The 26265-nt window shown below is 60.0% G+C and carries 26 protein-coding genes, 2 tRNA genes and 3 other RNA genes; 18 read left to right on the top strand and 13 right to left on the bottom strand.

Going from position 1 to position 26265, the window contains the following annotated elements; genetic code table 11:
• Positions 1-8: 8 nt before the first annotated feature.
• From mltG to ptsG, 5 genes are all read left to right on the top strand, one after another.
• Positions 9-1034: an endolytic transglycosylase MltG gene (gene mltG, locus FHU12_RS11975; RefSeq protein WP_141969537.1), complete on the top strand. Its 1026-nt coding sequence runs from the start codon at positions 9-11 to the stop codon at positions 1032-1034.
• Positions 1024-1662: a dTMP kinase gene (tmk, locus tag FHU12_RS11970; RefSeq protein ID WP_141969536.1), complete on the top strand. Its 639-nt coding sequence runs from the start codon at positions 1024-1026 to the stop codon at positions 1660-1662. Before mltG ends, tmk begins: the two co-directional genes overlap by 11 nt.
• Positions 1662-2669 carry a DNA polymerase III subunit delta' gene (gene holB / locus FHU12_RS11965; protein WP_141969534.1) on the top strand — a complete coding sequence of 336 codons (1008 nt, stop codon included), beginning with the start codon at positions 1662-1664 and terminating at the stop codon, positions 2667-2669. Before tmk ends, holB begins: the two co-directional genes overlap by 1 nt.
• Positions 2670-2688: 19 nt before the next feature.
• Positions 2689-3465 (top strand): metal-dependent hydrolase, encoded by a 777-nt coding sequence (locus FHU12_RS11960; RefSeq protein WP_141969532.1) that lies wholly within the window; start codon positions 2689-2691, stop codon positions 3463-3465.
• A gap of 343 nt (positions 3466-3808) precedes the next feature.
• Positions 3809-5242, top strand: a complete 1434-nt coding sequence (ptsG, locus tag FHU12_RS11955) for a PTS glucose transporter subunit IIBC (protein ID WP_019455831.1) — start codon at positions 3809-3811, stop codon at positions 5240-5242.
• Between the two features lie 56 nt (positions 5243-5298).
• Here the strand turns inward: ptsG and FHU12_RS11950 are convergent, their stop codons facing one another.
• Positions 5299-5664 (bottom strand): DUF4180 domain-containing protein, encoded by a 366-nt coding sequence (locus tag FHU12_RS11950; RefSeq protein ID WP_141969530.1) that lies wholly within the window; start codon positions 5662-5664, stop codon positions 5299-5301.
• 14 nt (positions 5665-5678) lie between these two features.
• Positions 5679-6149 carry a manganese-binding transcriptional regulator MntR gene (mntR, locus tag FHU12_RS11945; RefSeq protein ID WP_016928182.1) on the bottom strand — a complete coding sequence of 157 codons (471 nt, stop codon included), beginning with the start codon at positions 6147-6149 and terminating at the stop codon, positions 5679-5681.
• 230 nt (positions 6150-6379) lie between these two features.
• Between mntR and FHU12_RS11940 the strand changes: the two genes are divergently transcribed.
• A complete protein-coding gene (locus FHU12_RS11940; protein WP_141969528.1) occupies positions 6380-7684 on the top strand; it encodes an Nramp family divalent metal transporter in 1305 nt (434 codons plus the stop codon).
• A 9-nt stretch (positions 7685-7693) separates the two neighbouring features.
• Here the strand turns inward: FHU12_RS11940 and FHU12_RS11935 are convergent, their stop codons facing one another.
• Positions 7694-8599, bottom strand: a complete 906-nt coding sequence (locus tag FHU12_RS11935) for a LysR family transcriptional regulator (RefSeq protein ID WP_141969527.1) — start codon at positions 8597-8599, stop codon at positions 7694-7696.
• Between the two features lie 158 nt (positions 8600-8757).
• Between FHU12_RS11935 and FHU12_RS11930 the strand changes: the two genes are divergently transcribed.
• Positions 8758-9276 carry a YybH family protein gene (locus FHU12_RS11930; protein WP_141969525.1) on the top strand — a complete coding sequence of 173 codons (519 nt, stop codon included), beginning with the start codon at positions 8758-8760 and terminating at the stop codon, positions 9274-9276.
• 51 nt (positions 9277-9327) lie between these two features.
• Here FHU12_RS11930 and FHU12_RS11925 read toward each other — a convergent pair whose 3' ends face one another.
• The gene (locus tag FHU12_RS11925) at positions 9328-10077 is read right to left on the bottom strand and encodes an SDR family oxidoreductase (protein ID WP_141969523.1); all 750 of its coding nucleotides are present in this window, start codon (positions 10075-10077) and stop codon (positions 9328-9330) included.
• Positions 10078-10176: 99 nt separating this feature from the next.
• Between FHU12_RS11925 and FHU12_RS11920 the strand changes: the two genes are divergently transcribed.
• Entirely contained in the window at positions 10177-10554 is a 378-nt protein-coding gene (locus FHU12_RS11920; RefSeq protein ID WP_141969522.1) for a winged helix-turn-helix transcriptional regulator, read from the top strand.
• On the opposite strand, the gene FHU12_RS11915 is transcribed toward FHU12_RS11920, so the two are convergent.
• On the bottom strand, positions 10551-11456 hold the full coding sequence (locus FHU12_RS11915) for a transporter substrate-binding domain-containing protein (protein WP_141969520.1): 906 nt from the start codon (positions 11454-11456) through the stop codon (positions 10551-10553). The two genes, FHU12_RS11920 and FHU12_RS11915, sit on opposite strands and share 4 nt — an antisense overlap.
• Positions 11457-11677: 221 nt before the next feature.
• Here FHU12_RS11915 and hinT point away from each other — a divergent pair, with 221 nt between their 5' ends.
• From hinT to FHU12_RS11870, 9 genes are all read left to right on the top strand, one after another.
• Positions 11678-12028 (top strand): purine nucleoside phosphoramidase, encoded by a 351-nt coding sequence (hinT, locus tag FHU12_RS11910; RefSeq protein WP_004928776.1) that lies wholly within the window; start codon positions 11678-11680, stop codon positions 12026-12028.
• Positions 12029-12039: 11 nt separating this feature from the next.
• On the top strand, positions 12040-12429 hold the full coding sequence (locus FHU12_RS11905; protein WP_141969517.1) for a YcfL family putative periplasmic lipoprotein: 390 nt from the start codon (positions 12040-12042) through the stop codon (positions 12427-12429).
• Between the two features lie 27 nt (positions 12430-12456).
• Positions 12457-13047 (top strand): penicillin-binding protein activator LpoB, encoded by a 591-nt coding sequence (gene lpoB / locus FHU12_RS11900; protein WP_141969515.1) that lies wholly within the window; start codon positions 12457-12459, stop codon positions 13045-13047.
• Complete coding sequence (thiK, locus tag FHU12_RS11895; RefSeq protein WP_141969513.1) at positions 13028-13894, top strand: thiamine kinase; 867 nt, start codon at positions 13028-13030, stop codon at positions 13892-13894. Before lpoB ends, thiK begins: the two co-directional genes overlap by 20 nt.
• Positions 13895-13932: 38 nt before the next feature.
• The gene (nagZ, locus tag FHU12_RS11890) at positions 13933-14952 is read left to right on the top strand and encodes a beta-N-acetylhexosaminidase (RefSeq protein WP_141969511.1); all 1020 of its coding nucleotides are present in this window, start codon (positions 13933-13935) and stop codon (positions 14950-14952) included.
• Between the two features lie 79 nt (positions 14953-15031).
• On the top strand, positions 15032-15574 hold the full coding sequence (gene ycfP / locus FHU12_RS11885; protein ID WP_141969510.1) for an alpha/beta hydrolase YcfP: 543 nt from the start codon (positions 15032-15034) through the stop codon (positions 15572-15574).
• A 332-nt stretch (positions 15575-15906) separates the two neighbouring features.
• Positions 15907-17211, top strand: a complete 1305-nt coding sequence (locus FHU12_RS11880) for an NAD(P)/FAD-dependent oxidoreductase (protein ID WP_004928794.1) — start codon at positions 15907-15909, stop codon at positions 17209-17211.
• A gap of 355 nt (positions 17212-17566) precedes the next feature.
• Positions 17567-18103 (top strand): glycine zipper 2TM domain-containing protein, encoded by a 537-nt coding sequence (locus FHU12_RS11875; protein ID WP_185742304.1) that lies wholly within the window; start codon positions 17567-17569, stop codon positions 18101-18103.
• A gap of 265 nt (positions 18104-18368) precedes the next feature.
• Entirely contained in the window at positions 18369-18848 is a 480-nt protein-coding gene (locus FHU12_RS11870) for an RrF2 family transcriptional regulator (protein ID WP_141969508.1), read from the top strand.
• A gap of 64 nt (positions 18849-18912) precedes the next feature.
• On the opposite strand, the gene sdeB is transcribed toward FHU12_RS11870, so the two are convergent.
• A complete protein-coding gene (sdeB, locus tag FHU12_RS11865) occupies positions 18913-22056 on the bottom strand; it encodes a multidrug efflux RND transporter permease subunit SdeB (protein ID WP_141969506.1) in 3144 nt (1047 codons plus the stop codon).
• A 24-nt stretch (positions 22057-22080) separates the two neighbouring features.
• Positions 22081-23268: a multidrug efflux RND transporter periplasmic adaptor subunit SdeA gene (sdeA, locus tag FHU12_RS11860; RefSeq protein WP_141969504.1), complete on the bottom strand. Its 1188-nt coding sequence runs from the start codon at positions 23266-23268 to the stop codon at positions 22081-22083.
• A gap of 300 nt (positions 23269-23568) precedes the next feature.
• Here sdeA and FHU12_RS11855 point away from each other — a divergent pair, with 300 nt between their 5' ends.
• Positions 23569-23925, top strand: coding sequence for a helix-turn-helix domain-containing protein (locus FHU12_RS11855; RefSeq protein WP_033642706.1), 357 nt, complete (start codon positions 23569-23571; stop codon positions 23923-23925).
• A gap of 68 nt (positions 23926-23993) precedes the next feature.
• On the opposite strand, the gene FHU12_RS11850 is transcribed toward FHU12_RS11855, so the two are convergent.
• From FHU12_RS11850 to FHU12_RS11825, 6 genes are all read right to left on the bottom strand, one after another.
• Positions 23994-24689, bottom strand: a complete 696-nt coding sequence (locus tag FHU12_RS11850) for a hypothetical protein (RefSeq protein WP_141969502.1) — start codon at positions 24687-24689, stop codon at positions 23994-23996.
• A 145-nt stretch (positions 24690-24834) separates the two neighbouring features.
• A non-coding RNA gene (locus FHU12_RS11845) (RtT sRNA) lies at positions 24835-24954 on the bottom strand.
• Positions 24955-25000: 46 nt separating this feature from the next.
• Positions 25001-25120, bottom strand: a non-coding RNA gene (locus FHU12_RS11840) — RtT sRNA.
• 46 nt (positions 25121-25166) lie between these two features.
• A non-coding RNA gene (locus FHU12_RS11835) (RtT sRNA) lies at positions 25167-25286 on the bottom strand.
• A 47-nt stretch (positions 25287-25333) separates the two neighbouring features.
• Positions 25334-25423 (bottom strand) — tRNA-Ser (locus tag FHU12_RS11830).
• A 616-nt stretch (positions 25424-26039) separates the two neighbouring features.
• A tRNA-Ser gene (locus tag FHU12_RS11825) sits at positions 26040-26129 on the bottom strand.
• Positions 26130-26265 lie beyond the last annotated feature (136 nt).

Here is a 26265-nt window from a genome sequence, read left to right as displayed (position 1 = left end):
GCTGATTGATGAAGAAAAGAAAGCTGAAGGTCCTGTCTGTTATTGTTGTTCTGGTATTGGCGCTGCTGTTTTGGGGCTACCAGAAGATCGAACGCTTTGCCGATACGCCACTGGCTATCCAACAAGAAACCATCTTCAAACTGCCGGCCGGCACCGGCCGGGTGGCACTGGAAGGGCTATTGGTGCGCGATAAACTGGTGCGCAACGGCCGTTGGTTCCAATGGTTGCTGAAAATGGAGCCGGAGCTGGCGGAGTTTAAAGCCGGTACCTACCGGTTCACGCCGGGCATGACGGTGCGCCAGATGCTGAAACTGTTGGCCAGTGGCAAAGAGGCGCAGTTCACTGCACGCTTTATTGAAGGCTCACGCCTGCGTGACTGGCAGCAAGTGCTGCAGCAGTCCAAATACCTGAAACACACTCTGGCGGGCAAGAGCGAAGCGGAGATCGCCGCAGCGCTCGGTATTCCTGCGGGAGAAACACCGGAAGGGCATCTGTATCCGGATACCTATCAGTATACCGCCGGCATGAGCGATATCGCGCTGCTCAAACGCGCACATGTGCGCATGAACAAAGCGCTGCAGGCCGCCTGGACCGGCCGCGACACCAGCCTGCCGTACAAAACGCCGCAAGACCTGCTGACCATGGCCTCGATCGTCGAGAAAGAGACCGCGGTGCCGGAAGAGCGTAGCAAGGTGGCGTCGGTGTTCGTCAACCGTTTGCGCATCGGCATGCGTCTGCAGACCGATCCGACGGTGATCTACGGCATGGGCGAAAGCTATAATGGCAACATCACGCGCAAGGATCTGGATACGCCGACGCCGTACAACACCTATGTGATCGCCGGCCTGCCGCCAACGCCGATCGCCATGCCGGGTGAGGCCTCGTTGCAGGCGGCCGCCAATCCGGCCAAAACGCCTTATCTCTATTTTGTCGCCGACGGCAAGGGTGGGCATACCTTCACCACCAATCTGGCGAGCCATAACCAGGCGGTGCGCGTGTACCGTCAGGCGTTAAAGGAAAAGAATGAAAAGTAAATTCGTTGTTATCGAAGGGCTGGAAGGCGCGGGTAAAACCACCGCGCGTGATACGGTGGTCAATGTGCTGCGCGAACACGGCATCAACGACATCGTCTTCACCCGCGAACCAGGCGGCACGCCGCTGGCGGAGAAGCTGCGCGATCTGTTCAAACGCGGCATCGACGGCGAATTGCCGACCATCAAGGCCGAAGTGCTGATGCTGTACGCCGCGCGCGTGCAGCTGGTGGAGACCGTGATTAAACCGGCCTTGGCGCGCGGCGCCTGGGTGGTGGGCGATCGTCACGATCTCTCTTCGCAGGCTTACCAGGGCGGCGGCCGTGGCGTGGATCCGCAGCTGATGAGCTCGCTGCGCGACACCGTGCTGGGGGACTTTCACCCGGATCTGACGGTCTATCTCGATCTGCCTCCGCTGGTCGGCCTGCAACGCGCACAGGCGCGCGGCCAGCTGGATCGCATCGAACAGGAGGCGCTGCCGTTCTTCGAACGCACCCGCGCTCGCTATCTCGAGCTGGCGGCGCAGGATGAAACCATCGTTACCGTTGACGCCGCCCAGCCACTGGAGCAGGTGACCGCGGCGATCCGCGACTGCGTCGGCCACTGGCTGCGGCAGCAGGAAGGCGCATAATGAACTGGTACCCGTGGCTGAATGGCCCTTATCGCCAATTGGTTGGTCAGTACGCCGACGGTCGCGGCCACCATGCGCTGCTGCTGCACGCTGCGGCGGGCAACGGTGACGATGCGCTGGCCTACGGCCTGAGCCGCTGGTTGATTTGCCAGCAGCGCAACGGCGAAAAAAGCTGCGGCGAGTGCCACAGCTGCCGGCTGATGCTGGCGGGTAACCACCCGGATTATCACGTGCTGGCGCCGGAAAAGGGCAAGAGCAGCCTGGGGATCGAACCGATCCGCCAGGTGATTGAAACGCTTTATGCCCACGCGCAACAGGGCGGCGCCAAAGTGATTTGGCTGGCGCAGGCGGAACAGTTGACCGAGGCGGCGGCCAACGCACTGCTTAAAACGCTGGAAGAGCCGCCGGAGAAAACCTATTTTCTGCTGGGCTGTCGTGAGCCGTCGCGGCTGATGGCGACGCTGCGCAGCCGCTGCCTGTACTGGCATTTGGCCAGCCCGGATGAGCAGCTCAGCCTGCAGTGGCTGGGCCGACAGGCGGCCGGCTCTCAGACGGATCGCCTCACGGCGCTGCGCCTGCACGACGGCGCGCCGCTGGCCGCCGAACAGCTGTTGCAGCCGCAGCAGTGGCAACAGCGCAGCGCCCTGTGCGCCGCGTTGAGCGCCGCGCTGCCGCAGCGCGATATGCTGTCGCTGCTGCCGGTGCTGAACCATGAAGACGTCGCCGAGCGCCTGCACTGGCTGTGCGCGCTGCTGGTGGACGCGATGAAGTGGCAGCAGGGCGCGCATCACTATGTATTGAATCAGGATCAGCAGCCGCTGGTGCATCAGCTGGCCAGCCTGCTGAGCAGCGCCTCGCTGCAGCAGATCGTGCAGCAGTGGCTGACCTGCCGCCATCAGCTGCTCAGCGTGGTGGGCGTCAATCGCGAGCTGCTGCTGACCGAACAGTTACTTCGCTGGGAACAGATGCTTGGCGTCGCCGGCTATTCCCAACCTCATTCGCTGTAAAGTAAAAGAGTTAAAAATTATGTTGTTAGTCGATTCTCATTGCCACCTTGACAGTCTGGATTATCAAACGCTGCACCAAAATGTGGACGATGCGCTGGCCAAGGCCAAAGCGTGCGACGTCGGCTATGTGCTGGCGGTCGCTACCACGCTGCCGGGCTACCGTTCCATGACCGAGCTGATCGGCGAGCGCAACGACGTGGCCTTCTCCTGTGGGGTGCATCCGCTCAATCTGGAAGGGGGCTATGATTACGCCGAGCTGCGCCGCCTGGCGGCGGCGGAGCAGGTAGTGGCGCTGGGGGAGACCGGGCTCGATTACTTCTACCAGAAAGACAACCTTGAGCTGCAGCAGGACTCTTTCCGCGAACATATCCGCATTGGCCGGGATCTGAACAAGCCGGTGATCGTCCATACCCGCGATGCGCGTGCGGACACGCTGGCGATCCTGCGTGAAGAGAACGCACAGGAGTGCGGCGGTGTACTCCACTGCTTTACTGAAGATCTGGCCACCGCCGAAGCCCTGCTGGATCTGGGTTTCTACATCTCCTTCTCGGGCATTGTGACCTTCCGCAACGCCGAACAGCTGCGTGAGGTGGCCCGCTATGTGCCGCTGGATCGCATCCTGGTGGAAACCGATTCGCCTTATCTGGCGCCGGTGCCGCATCGCGGCAAAGAAAACCAACCCGCCTATGTGCGCGATGTGGCTGAATACATGGCGGTATTGAAGGGCGTCAGCCTGGAACAACTGGCCGAAGCCACCACCGCCAACTTTTCACGCTTATTTCACCTCGATCTGTGATCTTTGACCTAGGCTATAGCTGTAGGTCATTGTCTGCGTAATTTTTTTTAAGCTCGTAATTAATCACTGAAACGGGTAAGGTTCCCTCCCGTTTCAGGGTGATTGGTGCGTGTTTTTTGGCCGGTTTTGCCAAAAAACAGCCGGTTTATGCAAAGTTACCGCGGCTCGATCATCGAAACGTGATTGTCATCAAACATTGCGCAGGCTATTTATTTTACTCTGCGTAATAAATTCAAGGGGTGCTCAGACACCCTGAATTGCAGGGGTTTTTCTCCCCCCCTTGCAGCGCGAATCAACGCGACAAGAAGTAGCAAAGCATTATTACTCAGGAGCACACTCAACTATGTTCAAGAACGCATTTGCAAACCTGCAAAAAGTAGGTAAATCGCTCATGCTGCCGGTGTCCGTGTTGCCTATCGCAGGTATCCTGCTGGGCGTCGGCTCCGCCAACTTTAGCTGGCTACCTGCGGTAGTCTCCCACGTGATGGCGGAAGCGGGCGGTTCGGTCTTCGCCAACATGCCGCTGATTTTCGCCATCGGCGTCGCCCTGGGCTTCACCAACAACGACGGCGTTTCCGCGCTGGCGGCGGTGGTGGCCTACGGCATCATGGTGAAAACCATGGCGGTGGTTGCGCCGCTGGTGCTGCACCTGCCGGCTGAAGAGATTGCGGCCAAACACCTGGCGGATACCGGTGTGCTCGGGGGGATTATCTCCGGTGCCATCGCGGCCTATATGTTCAACCGCTTCTTCCGCATTCAACTGCCGGAATACCTGGGCTTCTTTGCCGGTAAGCGTTTCGTGCCGATCATTTCTGGTCTGGCGGCGATCGTTCTGGGCGTAGTGCTGTCCTTCATTTGGCCGCCGATCGGTACGGCTATCCAGACCTTCTCGCAGTGGGCGGCTTATCAGAACCCGGTCGTGGCCTTCGGCATTTACGGCGTGGTTGAGCGTGCTCTGGTGCCGTTCGGTCTGCACCACATCTGGAACGTACCGTTCCAGATGCAAATTGGTGAATTCACCAACGCGGCGGGCCAGGTATTCCACGGCGACATCCCTCGCTACATGGCGGGTGACCCAACCGCGGGCAAACTGTCCGGCGGCTTCCTGTTCAAAATGTACGGTCTGCCTGCTGCGGCCATCGCCATCTGGCACTCGGCCAAGCCGGAGAACCGTGCGAAAGTTGGCGGCATCATGATCTCCGCCGCGCTGACCTCGTTCCTGACCGGTATCACCGAGCCAATCGAGTTCTCCTTCATGTTCGTTGCGCCGATCCTGTACGTGATCCACGCTATCCTGGCCGGCCTGGCGTTCCCAATCTGCATCCTGTTGGGCATGCGTGACGGCACCAGCTTCTCGCACGGCCTGATCGACTTTATCGTACTGAGCGGTAACAGCAGCAAAATCTGGCTGTTCCCAATCGTCGGCATCATCTACGGTCTGGTGTACTACACCATCTTCCGCGTGCTGATCGCTAAGCTGGATCTGAAAACGCCGGGCCGTGAAGACACCGCTGCCGAGCAGACTGCGCAGGGCGGTTCCGAAATGTCCGCGGCGCTGGTTCAGGCCTTCGGCGGTAAAGAAAACATCACTAACCTGGATGCTTGCATCACCCGTCTGCGCGTCAGCGTGGCCGACGTGTCCAAAGTTGACCAGGCGGGCCTGAAGAAACTGGGCGCAGCCGGCGTAGTCGTCGCTGGTTCCGGCGTGCAGGCCATCTTCGGCACCAAGTCCGACAACCTGAAAACCGATATGGACGAATACATCCGTAATCACTGATTCAGGCAGGGGAGTTACCAAGGGAGGCGAAAGCCTCCCTTTTTTGTTGCCTGTCGTCAGGCGCCAAGCCGCTGTTCGAGTTCGGTGAGAGAAGTGAGGAACCAGACCTGTTCGCCGCGATTGGCTTCGCGCACAAAGTCTTGCAGCGCGTTGCTTTGCGCTAACCAGGGGGTGATATCGCCCAGCAGCGCTACGCGCAGGCGGTAGTTGATGAATTTCTGCAATACGGCGCCGGCCACACCGCTTCTTAGCTGGAAGAAGGCGGCATCGAGGCGGTTGACGGGGAGGGCAATCATCCCGGCATCGTGTTCAAAGGCGGGCGCGATAAACAGGCTGACGTCGTTTTCGTCTTTCAACATTGGCCCGGCTTCGGCGAAAACCACCAGGCGCAGATCATGGATTTGCCGCACGGCGTAGCTCATCGGCGCTCCGGGAGTCAGGGTTTGGCGTGCTTTTGCAGGTAATGTTCGAACACCGCCAGCGTTTCGTCCGAGATATGGTGTTCGATCCCTTCGCTGTCCAGCTCGGCGGTCTCGCTTGGCACCCCGAGGCACATCAGCAGATCGACCACGATGCGGTGACGGCGGCGCACCTTCTGCGCCAGCTGCTCGCCTTCTTCCGTTAAAAACACCCCGCGATAAGGGCGCGACTCCACCAGCCCGGCGCTTTTCAGCCGCGCGATATTTTTAATCGCCGTCGGGTGAGACACGCCGAAGCGGCGCGCGATATCGGTGGTTCTGGCTTCGCGGGTGCTTTGCAGCAAATCGGCGATCAGCTCAACGTAATCTTCGATCAGCGCATTGGACTGCGCTTCGCGGGCGCGGCTGAAACGCAGGGCGTGCTCGGCCTCGTCCGGCATGTCGGTCTGGGCGTGGCGGTCGGCGTTATCTGGCGCGCGGGTAACCATAGCGTGGGGCGTCCTGTAAGCATAAAAATGGCATCTCCCGGCAATATGGGGAGGGTTGCCCTAAGTTAGTCCAAATAGCACACATTATCAATTCGATGCCACGCATTGTGGTAGTTAGAAATATCTCTACACAAAGCCAATGAATTTCGCCTGTTGCATAAAGTGTAGCCGATGCTACATTGTCAGCATGATAGGTGGAAAAATAACCAGTAAAAGATTGAGGGTACTTCATGCGTGATGCGGCAACCACTCCATCGTTAACCGAACGGACCAACATCGCGATTGGCGCCGCCCTTGCCGGACGCAAGCGCGGCGCCTTTACGCCGTTGCTGTTCGCCGGCCCGGCGGTGATTGCCTCTATTGCCTATATGGATCCCGGCAACTTCGCCACCAACATCCAGGCCGGGGCGAAATACGGTTACAGCCTGCTGTGGGTGGTGGTGATGGCCAACCTGATCGCCATGCTGTTCCAGGCGCTGTCGGCCAAGCTGGGCATCGTCACCAACCGCAATCTGGCGGAGATGTGCCGCGATCAGTTTTCACGGCCGGTAGTAATCGGCATGTGGCTGCTCAGCGAAGTGGCGGCGATGGCCACCGATCTGGCGGAGTTTCTCGGCGGCGCGATCGCGCTGGCGCTGTTGTTCCACATGCCGCTGCTGGCGGGGATGGGCGTGACGGCGGTGATCACCTATGCGCTGTTGATGGTGGAAAGAAAAGGGTTCCGCCCGGTTGAACTGATGATCGGCGGCCTGGTGGGGATCATCGCGCTGTGCTACCTGGTGGAGATGTTCATCGTACCGGTGGATTGGCAGGCGGCCGGCATCGGCATGGTGACGCCGCAACTGCCGGACGCGCAGGCGCTGACCATCGCCGTCGGCATTATCGGCGCCACCGTGATGCCGCACGCCATTTTCCTGCACTCGGGGCTGACCCAGCACCGCAGCCCGGCCAGCGACAACGGCGAGCGCCGCAAGCTGCTGCGTTTCTCCAATATCGAAGTGGTGATCGCGCTGGCACTGGCGGGGCTGGTGAATATCGCGATGGTCATCATGGCGTCGAGCGCCTTCCACGCCGGTAACAGCGACGTGGCCGAAATTGGCACCGCCTACCATACGCTGACGCCGCTGTTCGGTGCGGCGGCCGCCGGTATCTTCCTCGCTTCGCTGATCGCCTCCGGCATTTCCAGCTCGGTGGTGGGCACCATGGCCGGGCAAATGATCATGCAGGGCTTCGTTGGCTTCCGCATTCCGGTGTGGGTGCGCCGCCTGGTCACCATGGTGCCGGCGTTTATCGTGGTGGCGATGGGCGTCAACGCCACCGACGCGCTGGTCTACAGCCAGGTGGTGCTGAGCCTGGCGCTGCCGGCGCCGATGATCGCGCTGGTGATGTTCACCCGTCGCCGCGACATCATGGGCGAGTTCGCCAACGGCCGCTGGACCAGCCTGGCGGCGGTCGTCGGCACGGTAGTGATCGTGTTGCTCAACGTGGTGCTGCTATTGCAGACCTTCGGCGTCGAGATCCCTGGGCTGGGGTGAGCCGCGCGATCAGGGCCTGGCGAATTTGTTGGCGAACAGCTCGCTGATGAAGTCGACGAAGACCCGAATTTTGTGGCTGCGATCCCGCAGGCGCGGATAGAGAATATTGATCGGCGCTCCCGTGGGCGCCCATTCCTGCAGTATCGGCTCCAATTCCCCTGTCTTCAGATAATTTTCCAGCGTGCAATCCAGCAAGTAAACCAGGCCGAAGTGGTTCCTGGCAACCTCGCACAGCGATGGGGAATGGTTGAAGCTCAGTAGCGGGCTGGGCGCCAGAGAGTAGCGTTCGTCACCGCGAATGAACTGCCAGTCGTCCGCCGCCGCTGCGCCTGAACGGATAAATCCCAGCCGCTGATGCTGTTGCAGCTGTTTCGGGTGTTCCGGCCGGCCATGGCGCGCAAAATAATCGGGAGACGCACAGCACAAATAGCGTGGTTGCAGCAATTGGCGGTTGACCATCTCGGGGATGTCGCCGGCGCCGATGCGAATAAATACGTCGGCGCGATCTTCCGCCGGATTGACCAGGCGATCGCTAACCGACACGCTGAGCTGCAATTCCGGGTATTGCGCCAAAAAAGCCGGCAGCGCCGGGGCGATATGCATGCTGCTCAGCATTGAGGCTATCTCAACCCGCAGCGGTCCGCGCGGTTGTTCAAAGTCACCCGACATGTCGTTTTTCAGCTGGTCAAACTGCCGCAGTATCTCTTGCGCGGTGCGATAGCAACGCTCCCCGGCGCTGGTCAGCGAGAAGCGCCGGGTTGAACGCTTGAAGAGGGATTGCCCGAACTGTTTTTCAAGCTGATTGATGCTGTACGTGACGCTGGCTGGGGAGAGCCCCATTTTGGTTGCCGCCTGGCTGAACCCCTCCATTTCCACCACCTGGCAGAACACGCGCAGCGCATGCAGTTCATTCATGTTAACGGCTTCCATTATTTAAATTATTAAAAGAGTATTTTTAAATATGCCGGCTGTCAATTTAACGCGGCATTGGATAATTTATTTTCAGCGTTTTTATTTATCTGAAATCGCATCCTGTATTGCCATAATGAAATAACGCCGAAGAGGATATTTACATGAAAAAGTTAACTGCCGTATTGTTATTGGCGGGAGCAGGCTTGTGCGGCCAAACGTATGCCGCAGGCAGCGAGGCCGTGCCGCAAAGTTACAGGGTTTCCGCAGAGGCGGACGTCGCGGCTGAGCAGAAAGCGGTGTATGAGCTGATAAACCGCTACCAGACAGCGCTTAATGCCGGCGATACGCCAACGATCTTGTCACTTTTTGCGCCAGAAAGTTACTCGCAATGGAACGAGAAACCGACGGCGGACAGCAATGAAAAGCGTCGCCAACAATATGACAACTTATTTAAAAACGAGAAATTTGAAACAGAGTTTGCTTATGACAGCGTCAACGTGAACGGGAATATGGCCTATGTGCGTACGCACCATCATCGCGGCGCAACGGTTACCCGAATAAGCGACGGTGCTACCCTGATCGATTTAAACCGTGAAGTATTTGTATTGGAGAAACAGCAGGGCCAATGGAAGATCGTGGTCTATACCTTTAATACCAACCCGATTCAAGGGGTGAGTTGAGAGGGACAGATAAAGGCCGCGCAAGCGGCCTTCTTATGGTGTCGCGCGCGGTTACAGGTTCCCCACGCCGCCATCCATCTGCAGCTCCGCGCCGACCATAAACGCCGACTCATCCGCCGCCAGAAACACCGCCGCTTTGGCCAGTTCCAGCGCGCTGCCCATGCGGCCGATCGGCACCAGCGCGCGGATATCATCGCGCAATGCCCGTTCATCCGCTTCCGCCAGTCCCAGTTTTCCCAGCGCCGGGGTTTCGGTCGGGCCGGGGCTGAGGCCGTTGACGCGAATGCCGCGCGCGTGCAGCTCACCGGACAGCGTTCTGGCCAGCGACAGCAAACCGGCTTTGCTGGCGGCGTAGGCGCTGCTCTGCGGCAGGCCGATATGGGCGCTGACCGAACCGCACAGGATCACCGAGGAAGGGTTGGCCAGCAGCGGCAGTAGCGCCTGGATCAGAAAGAACGGCCCCTTCAGGTTGATGTCCATCAGCCGCTGGTAGCTCTGCTCATCCCACTCCGGCAGCGGGCGGTGCGTGACGTCACCGGCGTTAACGTACAGCACGTCCAGCCGCGGCCACCGTTGCTCCAACTGCTGCGCCAGTTCTCGCTGCTGTGGGATGTCGCCGGCGTCGCTCAGCAGCAACAGCGCGTTGCCCGCCAATGCCTGGCCCGCCGCGTCCAGGGCGCGTTGGCTGCGGCCGGTGATCGCCACCGTCGCGCCCTCGGCGATGAACTGGCGGGCGGTTTCCAGCCCGATGCCGCTGGTGCCGCCGGTAATCAAAGCGTATTTGCCTTGCAGTCGTGACATAACCGATTCCTCTTTCGCGTCTGTTGCGGCATTATTTGCGCTATAGTTCCTTTTGCATAGTAGGAACCTTTTGGATACTAAAGGGCGAGGTGGGATGAAATGACGACACAAGCGCCATTAGCGGCGGAAAATAATTTGTCGGCGTTGCCGAGGCCGGGCGAATCCTGCCCGATGGTGGACTTCGTCAATCTGGTGTCGGGCAAGTGGGCGATACCGATCCTGTACCGGCTGATAATAATCGATGGCCCGGTGCGATTCAGCGAGCTGCAGCGGGCGGTGGCGCCCATTGCGCAAAAAGAGCTGACGCGCCAGCTGCGGCTGTTCGAGCAGCGCGGCCTAGTGACGCGGCAGGTGTTTCCCGAAGTGCCGCCGCGGGTGGAGTACCAGGTCACCGCGCTGGGCAAATCGCTGCGGCCGACGCTGGACTCGCTGGCCGAGTGGATGCGCCGACATGCCCCGCAGCTGATCGGTAGCTAGTCGCCGATGCCCGGCGGGTTGATGGTTGAGCGCTCGACCTTTTCGTCGGCTTCACCCCAGCGTTCCAGCACCTGCGCATATTCGCCGCTGACGATCGCGCCATTGATCGCGGCGTTGACGGCGTTCACCAATCCGTTGCCTTTTTTGGTGGTAACCGCGACGTAGGCCACGCTGGGGCCGATGCCGACCATTTTGGTTTTGCCGGTCAGCGCCGCCTTGTAGGCGCCGGTGGAGTGGGGGCCGAAGAACGCATCGGCGCGCCCGGACTGAATGCTGAGGTTGGTGGCGGCGTCGTCGGTCACGTAGATCGGCTGTACCGGCGGCAGCCCGGCGGCGCGATTCTGCTTATCCCATCCCAGCAGAATGTTTTCCTGATTGGTGCCTGATCCGACGATGATCCGCAGCCCGGCCACGTCCTGCGGGCGATTGATCGAGGTGATGTGGCTGGTGGATTTGACGTAAAAGCCCAGCGTGTCCACCCGGTAGGTGGCGAAGTCGAATTTGGTTTTACGCTGTTTGGTGACGGCGATGTTGAAGATCGCCGCATCGTATTTGCCCGCGCTGATGCCCAGTGGCCAATCTTCCCAGGAGGTAGGCACCAGATTCAGCTCCAGCCCGAGGCTGTCGGCCACCAGGCGGGCGATGTCCGGATCGCTGCCGATCAGCGTTTTATTGTCCTCGGCGAACAGCGCCAGCGGCGGGGAATTCTCGAACGCCACCGCCACCGTCAGCTTGCCGGGGACCGCGAAGTGAAAGTTCGCCGGGATCAGCGCGATAGCGGCGGGGTTTTTCGCTGCGCGTATCGGCTCTCGGTTAGCCTGCAGGTCGATACCGCCCGTCGTGGCCGCCTGCACGGCGGCGCTCAGCAACAGCGCGCACAGCGCCGGTATTCTCGGTGACATAACGCCCTCTATCCTTTGTTAATCATGGGGTTACTATTAGCTGCGGCGCGGGGCAAGTAAAGCAACAATAGTGAATAACCAAAGCGAAAAGGTGCACAAGCGGGGCGCCGGCCTGCGCGAATCTGCAGCACTCGACGTGGAAAGTGCGCAATCAGGTTGAAAGCAGTAGAATTTGTCACTCATACTGCGTACAGCTAATTGTGTAAAACAAGGAACGCCAGATGGCCGAAGAAACGATTTTCAGTAAAATTATCCGCCGTGAAATCCCTGCTGATGTGGTTTATCAGGATGAACTGGTCACCGCTTTCCGTGACATCTCCCCCCAGGCGCCTACCCATGTGCTGATCGTTCCCAACGTGCTGATCCCAACCGTCAACGACGTGACCGTAGAGCACGAAGCCGCGCTGGGCCGCATGATCACCGCCGCAGCGAAGATCGCCGAACAGGAAGGCATCGCCGAAGACGGCTATCGCCTGATCGTCAACTGCAACCGCCACGCCGGTCAGGAGGTCTATCATATTCATATGCACCTGGTCGGTGGCCGCTCGCTGGGGCCGCTGTTGTCACGTTAAGCGAGGAAATCATGCGCGGTAAAAAAACTCTGCGTGGTCTGGTGGCGTTGGCGCTGCCCGTCGCGTTGCTGATGGGGTGCAGTTCGCCGTCCGGCATCGCGGTCAACCAACGCCAAACGGTGGTGATGGATCCTTCGGTGCTGACCGCCGGCATTTTGGCCGATACGCCCTCGATTTCGAACGCCTCCGGGCGGGTGATGGCGACCTCGGTGCTCAATAACAGCCAAGTGACGCCGGTCACCGTGCATTATCGTTTCTATTGGTACGACGCACAGGGGCTGGACATTCGTCCCTTTGAAGAACCGCGTGAGATCGTCGTGGCGCCCGACTCGGACGCCAAAATCTACTCGATTAACGGCAACCTGGACGCCAAAAGCGCGCGTCTGTATCTGTACCTGTAAGCGCTTGCCAGGTTTGGAGAAAAAAGCATGAAAAAGTACGTCTTAGTGGCGCTGGCCGCATTAACCCTGAGCGGCTGTCTGTCGCGCCAGCCTGAGCCGGATCAGCCACTGCCGCCGGTCACCGTCGAGCCGGATCAGCCGACGCCGCCGGTCGAGCAGCCGCAGCCGCCAACCACCGAGCCGGTGCCACAGCCGCCGAAAATCCAGCAGCTCGACTGGCTGGGCAGCGTTCAGCCGCTGGTAGGGCAGATGCTGAAGGCCGATGGCGTCACGGCCGGCAGCGTGCTGCTGCTGGACAGCGTCAAGAACAACACCAACGGTTCGCTGCAGATGGGCAAAGCCACCGCGGCGCTGTACAAGGCGCTGGCGTCGAATTCCACCTTCAGCGTGGTGCCGGAGGCGAAGCTGACCAGCGCCAGACAAACGCTGGGCCTGTCGGCGGATGACAGCTTCGGTTCGCGCAGCAAGGCGATTGGCCTGGCACGCATCGTCGGCGCGCAGTACGTGCTGTACAGCGACGTCAGCGGCGACGTGAAGTCACCGGCGTTGGATATGCAGCTGATGCTGGTGCAAACCGGCGAGATCGTCTGGTCGGGCAATGGCGCCGTTAAACGCTGAGGCTGCGCTGCGACGATTGATGGAAACCAGACTGCCGGCGGTGAATACCGCCGGTTGTCATTTCAGCCCGGTGCAGGGGCTGACCGGCGAGAGCTGGCGCATCGACGGTTCGGGCATCACGTTGTTGGCGCGGCAGCACAGTGTGGAAAAACGCGCGCTGGGCGTGAGCCGACGGCGGGAAGCGCAGGTCTTGCGCCGCTGCGCGCCGGGGCTGGGGCCGCGGGTTTTCGCACAGAATAATCAGTGGCTTATCCTCGAATGGCTCGAAGGTGACGTCGTCACAAATGCCGAGTTTGCGGCGCTGAATCAGCGCGGCGAGCTGGCGGCGATGGCGGCGGAACTGCATCGGCGGCCGCTCAGCGGTTACCGGCTGGATCTGCGGCGGCAGTTCCGCCGCTACTGGCAGCAGCTGGATACGCGGCGTTTAACTCCTGGCTGGCTGTGCCTGCAGCATCACTTTTTGCAAAACGCGCCACCCTCACCGCTGAAGCTGGCGCCGCTGCACATGGACATCCATCCGGGCAATCTGCTCGCCACCGGCGAAGGGCTGCGGCTAATCGACTGGGAATATGCCGCCGACGGCGACGTGGCGCTGGATATCGCTGCGCTGTTTCGCGGCAACGGCTGGTCGGCCGAGGAGCAGCAGCGCTTTTTGCAGCACTACGCGTGCCAGGGCTATCACGACGTCGTCCGGCTGCAGGCACAGGTGCGGTGCTGGCTGCCGTGGGTGGATTATCTGATGTTGCTGTGGTTTGAAGTGCGCTGGCAGCAGAGCGGTGACGCCGAATTTTTGCGCTGGGGCGCGGTGGTGCGCCGGCGATTCTGTTTATCATCATCCGAATTCTGAACGAACACTAATGAAGTGAGGTGCCCGTGGGCCCAGTAATGCTAGATGTCGCCGGCTACGAGCTGGATGCAGAAGAACGCGAAATATTGAAACACCCGCTGGTTGGCGGATTGATCCTGTTTACCCGCAACTTCCACGATGCGGAGCAGCTGCGTGAGCTGGTGCGCCAGATCCGCGCCGAATCGCACGATCGGCTGGTGGTGGCGGTAGATCAGGAAGGCGGGCGCGTGCAGCGCTTCCGCGAGGGCTTCACCCGTCTGCCGGCGGCGCAGTCGTTTGCCGCGTTGCACGATGCGCAGGAAGGTGGCCGTCTGGCGCAGGAGGCCGGCTGGCTGATGGCGGCGGAAATGATTGCGCAGGATATCGACATCAGCTTTGCGCCGGTGCTGGATATCGGCCACGTCAGCGCGGCGATCGGCGAGCGTTCGTTCCACAGCGATCCGCAGCAGGCGCTGGCGATGGCGGAACGCTTTATCCTCGGCATGCACAGCGCCGGCATGAAAACCACCGGTAAACACTTCCCGGGGCACGGCGCCGTCAGCGCCGATTCGCACAAGGAAACCCCGCGCGATCCGCGGCCGCTGGCGCAGATCCGCGAGCACGACATGGCGATCTTCCGCGAGCTGATCAACCGCCAACTGTTGGACGCCGTCATGCCGGCCCACGTCATCTATACTGAAGCGGACCCGCGTCCGGCCAGCGGCTCGCCGTACTGGCTGCAACAGATCCTGCGTCAGGAACTGGGCTTCGACGGCGTGATTTTCTCCGACGACCTGTCGATGGAAGGCGCCGCGATCATGGGCAGCTACGCCGAGCGCGGCCAGGCGGCGCTGGATGCCGGTTGCGACATGATCCTGGTGTGCAACCACCGCGAAGGTGCGGTCAGCGTGCTGGATAACCTGTCCCCGGTCAAAGCAGAGAAGGTGAAGCGGTTATATCATCGCGGTCAGTTCACCCGTCAGGAACTGCGCGACTCCGAGCGCTGGCAGCAGGCGCACAAGGCGCTCAGCGCGCTGAGCGAACGCTGGGAGGAGCACAAGCAGCGTTCGCAAGGGTGAATCCAGGCGCCGCATCGCGGCGCGGAGCGGAAATGATGAGGGCCGCGCCCGCGGCCCTTGGCTTGTTGCGAGGATCCACATGATTATCTATTTGCACGGCTTCGATTCCACCAGTCCCGGCAATCATGAAAAGGTGTTACAGCTGCAGTTTATCGATCCGGACGTGCGCTTCATCAGCTACAGCACGCTGCATCCGCGTCACGACATGCAGCATCTGTTGAAAGAGGTGGACAAGGCGGTGCAGCAGGGCGGCGACGCGCACCCGTTGATCTGCGGGGTCGGCCTCGGCGGCTTCTGGGCGGAACGCATCGGCTTCCTGTGCGGCATTCGCCAGGCGATGTTCAATCCCAATTTGTACCCGGAAGAACACATGCATGGCAAGATAGACCGGCCGGAAGAGTATCGCGATATCGCCACCAAGTGTGTGGAGGACTTCCGCGAGAAGAATCGCGATCGCTGCCTGGTGGTGCTGTCGCGGCAAGACGAGGTGCTGGATAACCGGCGCAGCGCCGAATTGCTGCATCACTACTACGAAATCGTCTGGGATGAGCAGCAGACGCACAAGTTCAAAAACATCTCACCCCATCTGCAGCGGATCAAGGCGTTCAAGGCGCTGGGTTAACAGTTTCATAACGCTGCCGCGAGCCGCGCTCCCCGTTTTTCACCGACGGAAAGTGCGGCTTTTTTGTACGCCAAGGTAAAGTTTTTCGTGGCAATCGGCAAAATTTAAAACTGTGACTCAGCGCTAACTATTTGAATCACAATCCCCAAAAAATCCCCGCGTCCAGCCTTTAACCAAAAAAATTTGATGTACGTCAATTTTGGTATGACCAAATAACCTCACATGTTATTCTGGCCTCAGAGAGCCGATTTATTTTAAGCGAACCCTATGTATTCTAAGGATATTATTTATTTACCCTGGAATAACAAATGGTTCACATTTAGGGGGTTATTTTGACAACGCCAAAGAAGAAAATCGTTATTGTTGGCGGCGGCGCCGGTGGCTTGGAGCTGGCGACCAGCCTGGGCCATAAACTTGGCCGCAAGAACAAAGCGGAGATCACGCTGGTGGATCGCAACCACAGCCATTTGTGGAAACCGCTGTTGCACGAAGTGGCGACCGGTTCCCTCGATGACGGCGTGGATGCGCTCAGCTACCTGGCGCACGCGCGCAATCACCATTTCAGCTTCCAGCTGGGGTCGTTGACCAACATCAACCGCGAGACGCAAACGCTGCAGCTGGCGCAGATCTGCGACGAGCAGGGCGGCGAGCTGGTGCCGGCGCGTGAACTGCCGTACGACATCCTGGTGATGGCGCTGGGCAGCACTTCGAACGATTTCGGTACGCCGGGCGTGAAAGAGCACTGCATCTTCCTGGATAACCCGCATCAGGCACGTCGTTTCCACAACGAAATGCTCAACCTGTTCCTGAAGTTCTCGGCCCAGCCGGGGCAAAAAGAGCGAGTTAACATCGCCATCGTCGGCGGCGGCGCCACCGGCGTTGAGCTGTCCGCCGAACTGCACAACGCGGTGAAGCAGCTGCACAGCTACGGTTTCGAAGGCCTGGACAACAGCGCGCTCAACGTGACGCTGGTGGAAGCCGGCGAGCGCATTCTGCCGGCGCTGCCGCCGCGCATTTCCGCTGCTGCGCACCAGGAACTGATCAAACTGGGCGTGCGCGTGCTGACCAACACCATGGTGACCAGCGCAGATGCCAAAGGCCTGAACACCAAGGGCGGCGAGTTCATCGACGCCGATCTGATGGTGTGGGCGGCCGGCATCAAGGCGCCGGATTTCATGAAAGACATCGGCGGCCTGGAAACCAACCGCATCAACCAGCTGGTGGTGGAGCCGACGCTGCAGACCACGCGCGATCCGAACATCTTCGCCATCGGCGACTGCGCCTCCTGCCCGAAAGAGGGCGGCGGTTTCGTGCCGCCGCGCGCCCAGTCGGCGCACCAGATGGCCTCGCGCTGCGCCACCAATATTTTGGCGCTGATGAACGGCCAGACGCTGAAGCCATACGTATATAAAGACCACGGCTCGCTGGTGTCGCTGTCGCGCTTCAGCACCGTCGGCAGCCTGATGGGCAACCTGATGCGCGGCTCGATGATGGTGGAAGGGCGCATCGCGCGCTTCGTTTACATCTCGCTGTACCGCATGCACCAGGTAGCGCTGCACGGCTATATCAAAACCGGCCTGATGATGCTGGTAGGCGGTATCAACCGGGTGATCCGCCCGCGTCTGAAAATGCACTGATCCTGCCTTTGTCGACCAACCCGCGCCGGTTCGCCCGCGCGGGTTTTTTTATGGCGGCGCGAGGCGATCGGCGGCGGTTGTTTGATTCTTCAGCATAAGCTGTCGTCGGCATGGGTAAAATTCTTAAGATTCCTCCTAAACAGCGGCGAAACGACCGTTTTCCCGCATTTTTGGTCCCCTTGTCTTATTGCGGGTCCTCAGATCATTGTGCAGACTTTACCTCGTTTACAGACGGCGCGTCGCGCACGCCGTAAACCGGGATACCGCAAGCCGCCCATGCGCAAAATAATAAGCGCGGTGCAGCCGGTCACAGACCCCGGACAAAATGCGTGGTAACACTTTCAGGAGGTTTCCTGTGAACAAGTCAATGTTAGCCGGTGTTGGGATTGGTATCGCTGCCGCTCTGGGGATTGCCGCGGTAGCCAGCCTGGACGTTTTTTCTGCCGGTCCGCAGTACGCGCAGGTACTCGCCGCAACGCCGATTAAAGAAACCGTCAAAACGCCGCGTCAGGAATGCCGCAACGTCACCGTTACGCACCGTGCACCGGTGCAGGATGAAAACCGTATCGCCGGTTCTGTGCTGGGCGCAGTGGCGGGCGGTGTGATCGGCCACCAGTTCGGCGGCGGTCGTGGGCGCGACGTGGCGACCGTGGTCGGCGCGCTGGGCGGCGGCTATGCCGGTAACCAGGTGCAAGGGGCGATGCAGAACAACGACGTCAGCACCAGCGTTCAGCAGCGTTGCAAAACGGTCTATGACAAGTCTCAGAAAATGCTGGGTTATGACGTGACCTACAAGATCGGCAATCAGCAGGGCAAGATCCGCATGGATCACGATCCGGGCACGCAAATCCCGTTGGATAAAAACGGCCAACTGGTGCTGAACAGAGCCTGATCGCCACATTCGAATTAAGCCCGCGGGCAGTGTTAGTTCTGATCGTTTAACCCGGTTAAGCGAGCGGCGTTAACATTGACGCGGGTTTCTGTTTTTTGTCCGCCGGAGAATTCTGCGATCGTTCTAATGTCTGCGTGCGATATCACTGGGCAAAACTTCAAAAAAGCCCCCGCGTTTGTTATATTATTGTGCAATTAAGCGGTGTGTTCGGCGCCAATCGCCACACCGGCCAAACCCGAGTATTTCGTCTCGCAGAGATAACGACATGTTAGATTTTCGCTTTCCGACAGCGTTGCAAATGGTCCTTAGCGTCGCCGTAGCTGAGAAGCAGGGCATGCGTTCGACAAGCGCCACCCTCGCCGCCGCTCTGGAAGCCAACCCCAGCTTTATCCGCAAACTGATGGTCCCGCTGACCAAAGACGGCATCATCGTTTCCACCCTGGGCCGAAACGGCTCTATCCACCTTGGCCGCCCGGCGGAAGAGATTACTCTGCGCGATATCTATCTGGCGGTGATCGACGACAAGCGCATCTGGGCCTCGCGCCCTGAAGTGCCGGCCCGTTGCCTGGTGAGCGCCAACGCCTGCTGGTATTTCAAATCAGTGGTGAACGAGGCCGAGCAGGCTTCGCTTGCGGTGCTGGCACGCCACACCGTAGCCGATTCGCTGGCCGAACTGGAGCGGGGCGACAAGCGCGCCTGTGCGGAGTACGCCGCCGAGCAAGAGGCCGAAACCGCCGGTAAATAATACCGGATGGAATGCATAAAAAAGGTCGGGCAATGCCCGACCTTTTTGCATGTTAAGACGATGATTACGCCGTCTGCGGCTGTGCCTTGCGTGCCACCAGGCGGCGCAGGGTGACGTAGAACACCGGCGTCAGGAACAGCCCGAACAGGGTGACCCCCAGCATGCCGGAGAACACCGTGATGCCGGTGACGCCGCGCACTTCGGCGCCGGCGCCGTGACCGAGGATCAGCGGGATGGTGCCGGCGATGAAGGCGATGGAGGTCATCACGATCGGGCGCAATCGCAGGCGACAGGCTTCCAGTGCCGCCTCGACGATGCCTTTGCCCTGCATTTCCAGCTCGCGGGCGAACTCGACGATCAGGATGGCGTTCTTACAGGCCAGCCCCATCAGAACGACCAGCCCGACCTGCACGAACACGTTATTGTCGCCGCCGGTCAACCACACGCCGAACAGCGCCGACAGCATGGTCATCGGCACGATCAGGATCACCGCCAGCGGCAGCGTCCAGCTTTCATACAGCGCCGCCAGCGCGAGGAACGCCAGCAGCACCGCTACCGGGAACACCACCAGCGCGGCGTTGCCCTGGGTTGATTGCTGATAGCTCAGATCGGTCCACTGGATGTTCATGCCGTTCGGCAACAGCTTATCGGCCATCTGCGTCAGCGCCCCCATCGCCTGGGTAGAGGAGAGTACGCGTGGATCGGCGTCGCCGATCAGGTCCGCCGCCGGGAAGCCGTTATAGCGGATCACCGGATCCGGGCCGTAGGTGGTGCCGATGCTGACCATGCTGCCGATCGGCACCATTTCACCTTTGTCGTTGCGGGTGCGCAGATTGGCGATGTCCTCCACGCTGTCGCGGAACTGGCCGTCGGCCTGCGCCATCACCTTCCAGGTGCGGCCATAGCGGTTGAAGTCGTTGATGTACGACGAACCGAGGTAGGTTTGCAGCGTGCTGAACAGCGCATTGAGCGGCACGCCCTGCGCCTTGGCCTTGTCGCGATCGATTTTGGCGTCCAGCTGCGGCACGTTGGCCTGATACGAGGAGATCGGGAAGCCCATGCCTGGCGTTTGCATAATGGCGCCGGACATCGTGTTAATAGCCGTCTGCAGTGCGCCGTAACCCAGCCCGCCGCGATCCTGCACGTACAGCGAATAGCCGGAGCCCTGGCCGATGCCGAGGATTGGCGGCGGCATGATCGAGAAGGCGAAGCCTTCCTGAATCTGTGAAATGCGCGCGTTGATCTCGGCGTTGATCTGCGCCGCAGTGCGGGTACGGGTGCTCAAGGGCTCCAGCGCGAAGAACACCGTACCGGTATTCGGCGTATTGGTGAACTGCAGCGCATTCAGGCCGGGGAAGGCCACCGCATCGGTGACGCCGTCCACGCTCAGGCCGATGGCGCTCATCTTGCGGATCACCGCATCGGTGCGCTCCAGCGAGGCGCCTTCCGGCATTTTCACGCCGCCGATCAGGTACAGCTTGTCTTGCGTCGGGATAAAGCCGCCGGGCACGGTCTTGAACATTACCCCGGCGGCGGCCAGCAGCAGCAGGTAAACCACGAATACCGCGCCGCGTCGGCCCAGCACGCGGGACACCCCGTGCTGATAACGCTGCGAACCGCTGGCGAAGAAGCGGTTGAACGGCCGGAACAGCCAGCCGAACAGCCGGTCGATCAGGCGCGACGGCATATCTTTCGGCGCACCGTGCGGTTTCAGCAAGCGTGCCGCCAGCGCCGGCGACAGGGTCAGCGAGTTGATCGCGGAGATCACCGTCGAGATGGCGATGGTGACGGCGAACTGTTTGTAGAACTGACCCGTGACGCCGGAAAGGAACGCCATCGGCACGAACACCGCGCACAGCACCACGGCGATGGCGATGATCGGACCGGAGACCTCGCGCATCGCCTGGTGCGCCGCCGCCAGCGGCGACAGCCCCTCTTCGATATTGCGCTCGACGTTTTCCACCACCACGATGGCGTCATCCACCACGATACCGATCGCCAATACCAGCCCGAACAGGCTGAGGGTGTTGAGCGAGAAGCCGAGCAGATACAGCGCGGCGAAGGTGCCGACTATGGAGATCGGGACCGCCAACAGCGGAATGATCGAGGCGCGCCAGGTCTGCAGGAACAGAATGACCACCAGCACCACCAGGATCACCGCTTCCAGCAGGGTATCCACCACCGCGCGGATCGAATCGCGCACGAACACCGTCGGATCGTACGGCGCTTTCCAGCTCATGCCGTCCGGGAAGCGGGTTGCCAGCTCGGCCATCTTGCCGCGCACCGCGTCCGACAGCTCGATGGCGTTGGCCCCCGGCGACTGGAAGATGCCGATACCGACCGCATCCTTGTTATTGAGCTGGGCGCGCAGCGCGTAGCTGCCGGAGCCCATTTCGATGCGTGCCACGTCGCGCAGCCGCACAATCTCGCCGTTGTCGCCGCTCTTGAGGATGATGTTGCCGAACTCTTCTTCGGTCTGCAGGCGCCCCTGGGCGTTGATCGACAGCAGATAGTCGCTGCGCGTCGGCATCGGCTCCGCGCCGAGCTGGCCGGCGGAGACCTGCACGTTTTGCTCCTGCATGGCGCTCACCACGTCGGAGGCGGTCAGGCCACGCGCGGCGACCTTGTTCGGATCGAGCCAGATGCGCATCGCATACTCACCGGCGCCGAAGATCTGCACCTGGCCGACGCCCGGCAGGCGGGCCAACTCGTCCTTGACCTTCAGGGTGGCGTAGTTGCGCAGGTAAAGCGAATCGTACTTGCCGGAAGGCGAGACCAGATGCACCACCAGCGTCAGCGCCGGGGACTGCTTCTGGGTAGTGATGCCCTGGCGGCGCACGTCTTCCGGCAGGCGCGCTTCGGCCTGTGCCACGCGGTTTTGCACCTGCACCTGCGCCTGATCGGGATCGGTGCCGGGGCGGAAGGTGACGGTGGTCACCAGCACGCCGTCGGAACCGGCGACCGATTTCATGTACATCATGTTTTCGACGCCGTTGATCGCTTCTTCCAGCGGCGTGGCCACCGTTTCAGCGATCTCTTTCGGGTTGGCGCCCGGGTATTCGGCGCGCACCTGCACGCTGGGCGGCACCACGTCCGGGTACTCGCTGATCGGCAGCAGCGGAATGGCGATCGCCCCGGCGACAAAAATCAGTATCGACAGCACCGCGGCAAAGATCGGCCGGTCGATGAAAAAACGGGAAAAGTCCATGGGTCAGAAGTCTCGGCTGGGAGCTTAGTTAAGTGCGGAAGCGGTGGTGGTCATCGCGACGCTTTTCGCGTCGACCGGCATGCCCGGCATAAACACTTTCTGCATGCCGTCGACGATCACCCGATCGCCGTTTGCCAACCCTTTCTGCACGATGCGCAATCCTTCGGCCATGCGGCCCACGTCGATGTCGCGGCGCTGCGCCTTGCCGTCTTTATCGACGATGTAAACGAACTTGCGGTTCTGGTCGGTCATCACCGCTTTATCGTCGATCAGCATGGCGTTGAACTCGGCGCTGCCGGGCATTTGTACCCGGGCGAACAGCCCCGGCGTGAAACGGCGCTCGCGGTTGTCGAGCAGGGCGCGCATGCGGATGGTGCCGGTCCCGGCGTTGAGCTGGTTATCGGTGAAATCCACCAGACCCTGATGCGGGGTGCCCTCTTCGCCCACCAGGCCGACCTTCACCGGCAAGCGCGCGTCGTGTCGGCCCTGCTGCTGATAGCGCAGGAAGGTGGCTTCATCCACGTCGAAATAAACGTAAACCTTATCGAGCGACACCAGCGTCGTCAGCACGCTGGCGCTGTCGCCGGCGGTGACCAGGTTGCCGGCGGTGATCATCGCACGGCTGGCGCGCCCGTCGATCGGCGCGGTGACGCGGGTAAAGTCGAGATTCAGCTGCGCCATGTCGAGCTGGGCCTGCGCCGCCAGCACGTTGCTTTGCGCCTGTGCGGCGGACGAACGACGCTGTTCCCACACCTCTTGCGAGATGGCCTGAGTGCCGATCAGCTTCTCGGTGCGCGAAGATTCGCTGCGCGCCAGGGCGGCCTGATTGCGCGCTCGCACCAGCTCGGCCTGCGCCTGTTCGCGCGCGGCGCGGTAGGTGCGATCGTCGATGGTGAACAGCACCTGGCCTTTCTTCACCTCGTCGCCTTCGGTGTAGTTGACCCGCTCGATGTAGCCCGAGACCCGTGGGCGCAGTTGCACGCTTTGCACCGCTTCGACCCGGCCGTTGAAGGCATCCCACTGGCTGATCGGCTTGACCACTACGCTGGCGGCGCTGACCACCGGCGGCGGTGGCGGGGCGTTGTGCGCGACGCTGTTGTCGCACCCGGCGAGCAGGGCGGCCAGCAACGCCACCCCGGAGAGCCGCTGACCCAGAGCGACGGCGCGCGTGCGGCCGCCGGCGTTGAACGATGAGTTTGGTTGATTTGCCATTGTTTTTATTCCGATAAGTAAGCGCTGTCTGGCCCCATACCCAGCCCTGTTTTCCGGGCTTTCCCTTCATGTATGCCTGCGTTCGGCGGAAGGGGCGCTGTGCCTTGTTATGGCGCAACGTTAGGTTTTGAAACATATTGGTGTCACATTAATGTATCAATATCGGTTACATTAATTGGGTGGAGTATAGAGGCGGCTTTCTGGTAAATGCAATAATAAAAATTGCATTTAAAGCGAAACTGTTGCAACGTATGTGCATTGGGCAGTGGGTGACCCTGCCGACATGATGGGAGCATCAGCATGAACACGACGGGTTTCATTACCGACTTGAAGACGTGGATCGATAACAATCTGGAAGAAAAACTGGATATCAACACTGTGGCGGACCGCGCGGGCTACTCCAAATGGCACCTGCAGCGCATGTTCAAGCGCCAGACCGGCTATGCGCTGGGGGAGTATATCCGCATGCAAAAATTGAAGGTATCGGCGGAGCGTTTGGCCAACAGCGGCGAACCGATTGTCAGCGTGGCGATCTCGCTCGGCTTCGACTCACAGCAGTCGTTCAACCGCAGCTTCAAGCGCCAGTTCGGCCAAACGCCGGGTGACTGGCGCCGTGCCTTGGCGCAGCCGACGGCGGTGAGATGCACGCATCACTGAACGGTTGGGCAGTGGGAATAAAAAGCCTGAATTTGCGTTCGGGCTTTTTTGTCTTTACCTGTAGGGATTCAAAAGTTGTCGCAACTGCCTGACTTCGCCACCGTGTCGCTGTCGCGGCAGAATATACGAATCGCCTCGTTGAGCGAGTTTGAACGTGAAGGCGTCCAGTAGTTCTCAATGACCAGGTAGCGAACGGTGTGCTGACGGGAGTGGAGACCCAGGACGTTAAATACGCTTTCAATAGCGGCAAGTACAGGGTTTGACGAGTCGATTTCATAGCGAATATCGACGATGGCTGCCTCCGGTGCCATCCAGGTGCGGTTGGAAAGCGGCGGCACGCGAAACTTGAATGAGGAGTTCGCGGATAAGCGCTGGCCATCAAGCTCTTTAAATTCTGCGGCGGGAACATAACTCTGGTTACCGCCCGGCAAGGTGATCTGCCCTTTTTCGTCGCGGGTGGCATACACATCCTCGGTGACTTTGTAGATCACTTGCTGGACGTCGGGGGGAATGATGCGGAAGGATTTTACGGTACGATCCGAAGGCGTGTCGTTTGTCAGTTGGAACTCATAGGCCCTTCCGACGGATTGAACGAAAGCTAATGAAACGCTGCCCGCAAAGTACTGATAGGCGGCGCCCAATATGGCCACGAGAATCCCCGAGCCTACCAAAAATGCCGATACTTTCGCCAAACGGTTATTCGATTTTTCTTTAACGGGGCCTGTCTTTGGCCGCGGGGCATTGCCTTTCTTCTTACGCGCCACGTTTCTCCCTTGCATTACGCATTGGCCTACCTATATGAGGGTATTATGATCGACAGCCTATGCCGCTGTCGAGGGGCCCCTCCCGGCCGGTACGCTATGCATACAAAAAAGCCTGAACTTTCGCTCAGGCTTTCTCGTTAGAATATGGCGGTGAGGGAGGGATAGATTCGCTGCGCTCACCCTGCGGGCCGCCGTTGGCGGTCCAAAACGCAGGCGTTTTGTCGAACCCTGTCGATGATTCTCACTCTCCCGGTCGGTGCGCTATGCAAACAAAAAAGCCTGAACGCGAGTTCAGGCTTCTTCGTAGAATATGGCGGTGAGGGAGGGATAGATTCGCTGCGCTCACCCTGCGGGCCGCCGTTGGCGGTCCAAAACGCAGGCGTTTTGTCGAACCCTGTCGAGGGTTCTCACCCTCCCGTTCAGTGCGCCATGCATACAAAAAAGCCTGAACGTGAGTTCAGGCTTCTTCGTAGAATATGGCGGTGAGGGAGGGATAGATTCGCTGCGCTCACCCTGCGGGCCGCCGTTGGCGGTCCAAAACGCAAGCGTTTTGTCGAACCCTGTCGAGGGTTCTCACCCTCCCGGCCGGTGCGCTATGCAAACAAAAAAAGCCTGAACGCGAGTTCAGGCTTCTTCGTAGAATATGGCGGTGAGGGAGGGATTCGAACCCTCGATACACTTTCGCGTATACACACTTTCCAGGCGTGCTCCTTCAGCCACTCGGACACCTCACCATATTTTTTTGTTGCGAAATCATCGCTGCAACGGGGCGCTACTATAGGGAGTGGGGCCGATCCGGTCAAGAATAATTTCTGTGTTTTTGTTCGTCCGCTCAAGCCGTGTGCACTTTGCTGAAAACTGCGGCGAACGGTAGGGCAGAAGTCATGAAAGGGTGAGAAAATCAGAAGTAGGGCTCGTGGATAACCGGCGGAAATGGGAATCACGGTTGCTGAGGGTGGGGAGATGCGCAGAGCACCATGCAAAAAAAAGCCTGGACGCGAATCCAGGCTTTCTCTTTGAATTTGGCGGTGAGAGAGGGCTTGATTCGCTGCGCTCACCTTGCGGGCCGCCGTTGGCGGTCCAAAACGCAGGCGTTTTGTCGAACCCTGTCGAGGCTTCTCGCCCCTCTTGGCGGTGCACCATGCAAAAAAAAGCCTGGACGCGAATCCAGGCTTTCTCTTTAAATTTGGCAGTGAGAGAGGGCTTGATTCGCTGCGCTCACCCTGCGGGCCGCCGTTGGCGGTCCAAAACGCAGGCGTTTTGTCGAACCCTGTCGAGGCTTCTCGCCCCTCTCGGCGGTGCACCATGCAAAAAAAGCCTGGACGCGAATCCAGGCTTTCTCTTTAAATTTGGCGGTGAGAGAGGGGTTCGAACCCTCGATACACTTTCGCGTATACACACTTTCCAGGCGTGCTCCTTCAGCCACTCAGACACCTCACCGTTTTGTTGTCGATAACGCTTTGCGCTGTCGACGGGCGCTAATGTAGGAGAATCTGATCTCAGCGTCAACCCTCTTATTTCATTCTCATGACTGTTTAGCCAAACTTGCAGCAATTTGCTGATTTACCGAACGATA

This window comes from Serratia marcescens (assembly GCF_006715005.1).
Classification (GTDB): domain Bacteria; phylum Pseudomonadota; class Gammaproteobacteria; order Enterobacterales; family Enterobacteriaceae; genus Serratia; species Serratia montpellierensis.
This window is presented reverse-complemented; position numbering and strand designations above follow the sequence as displayed.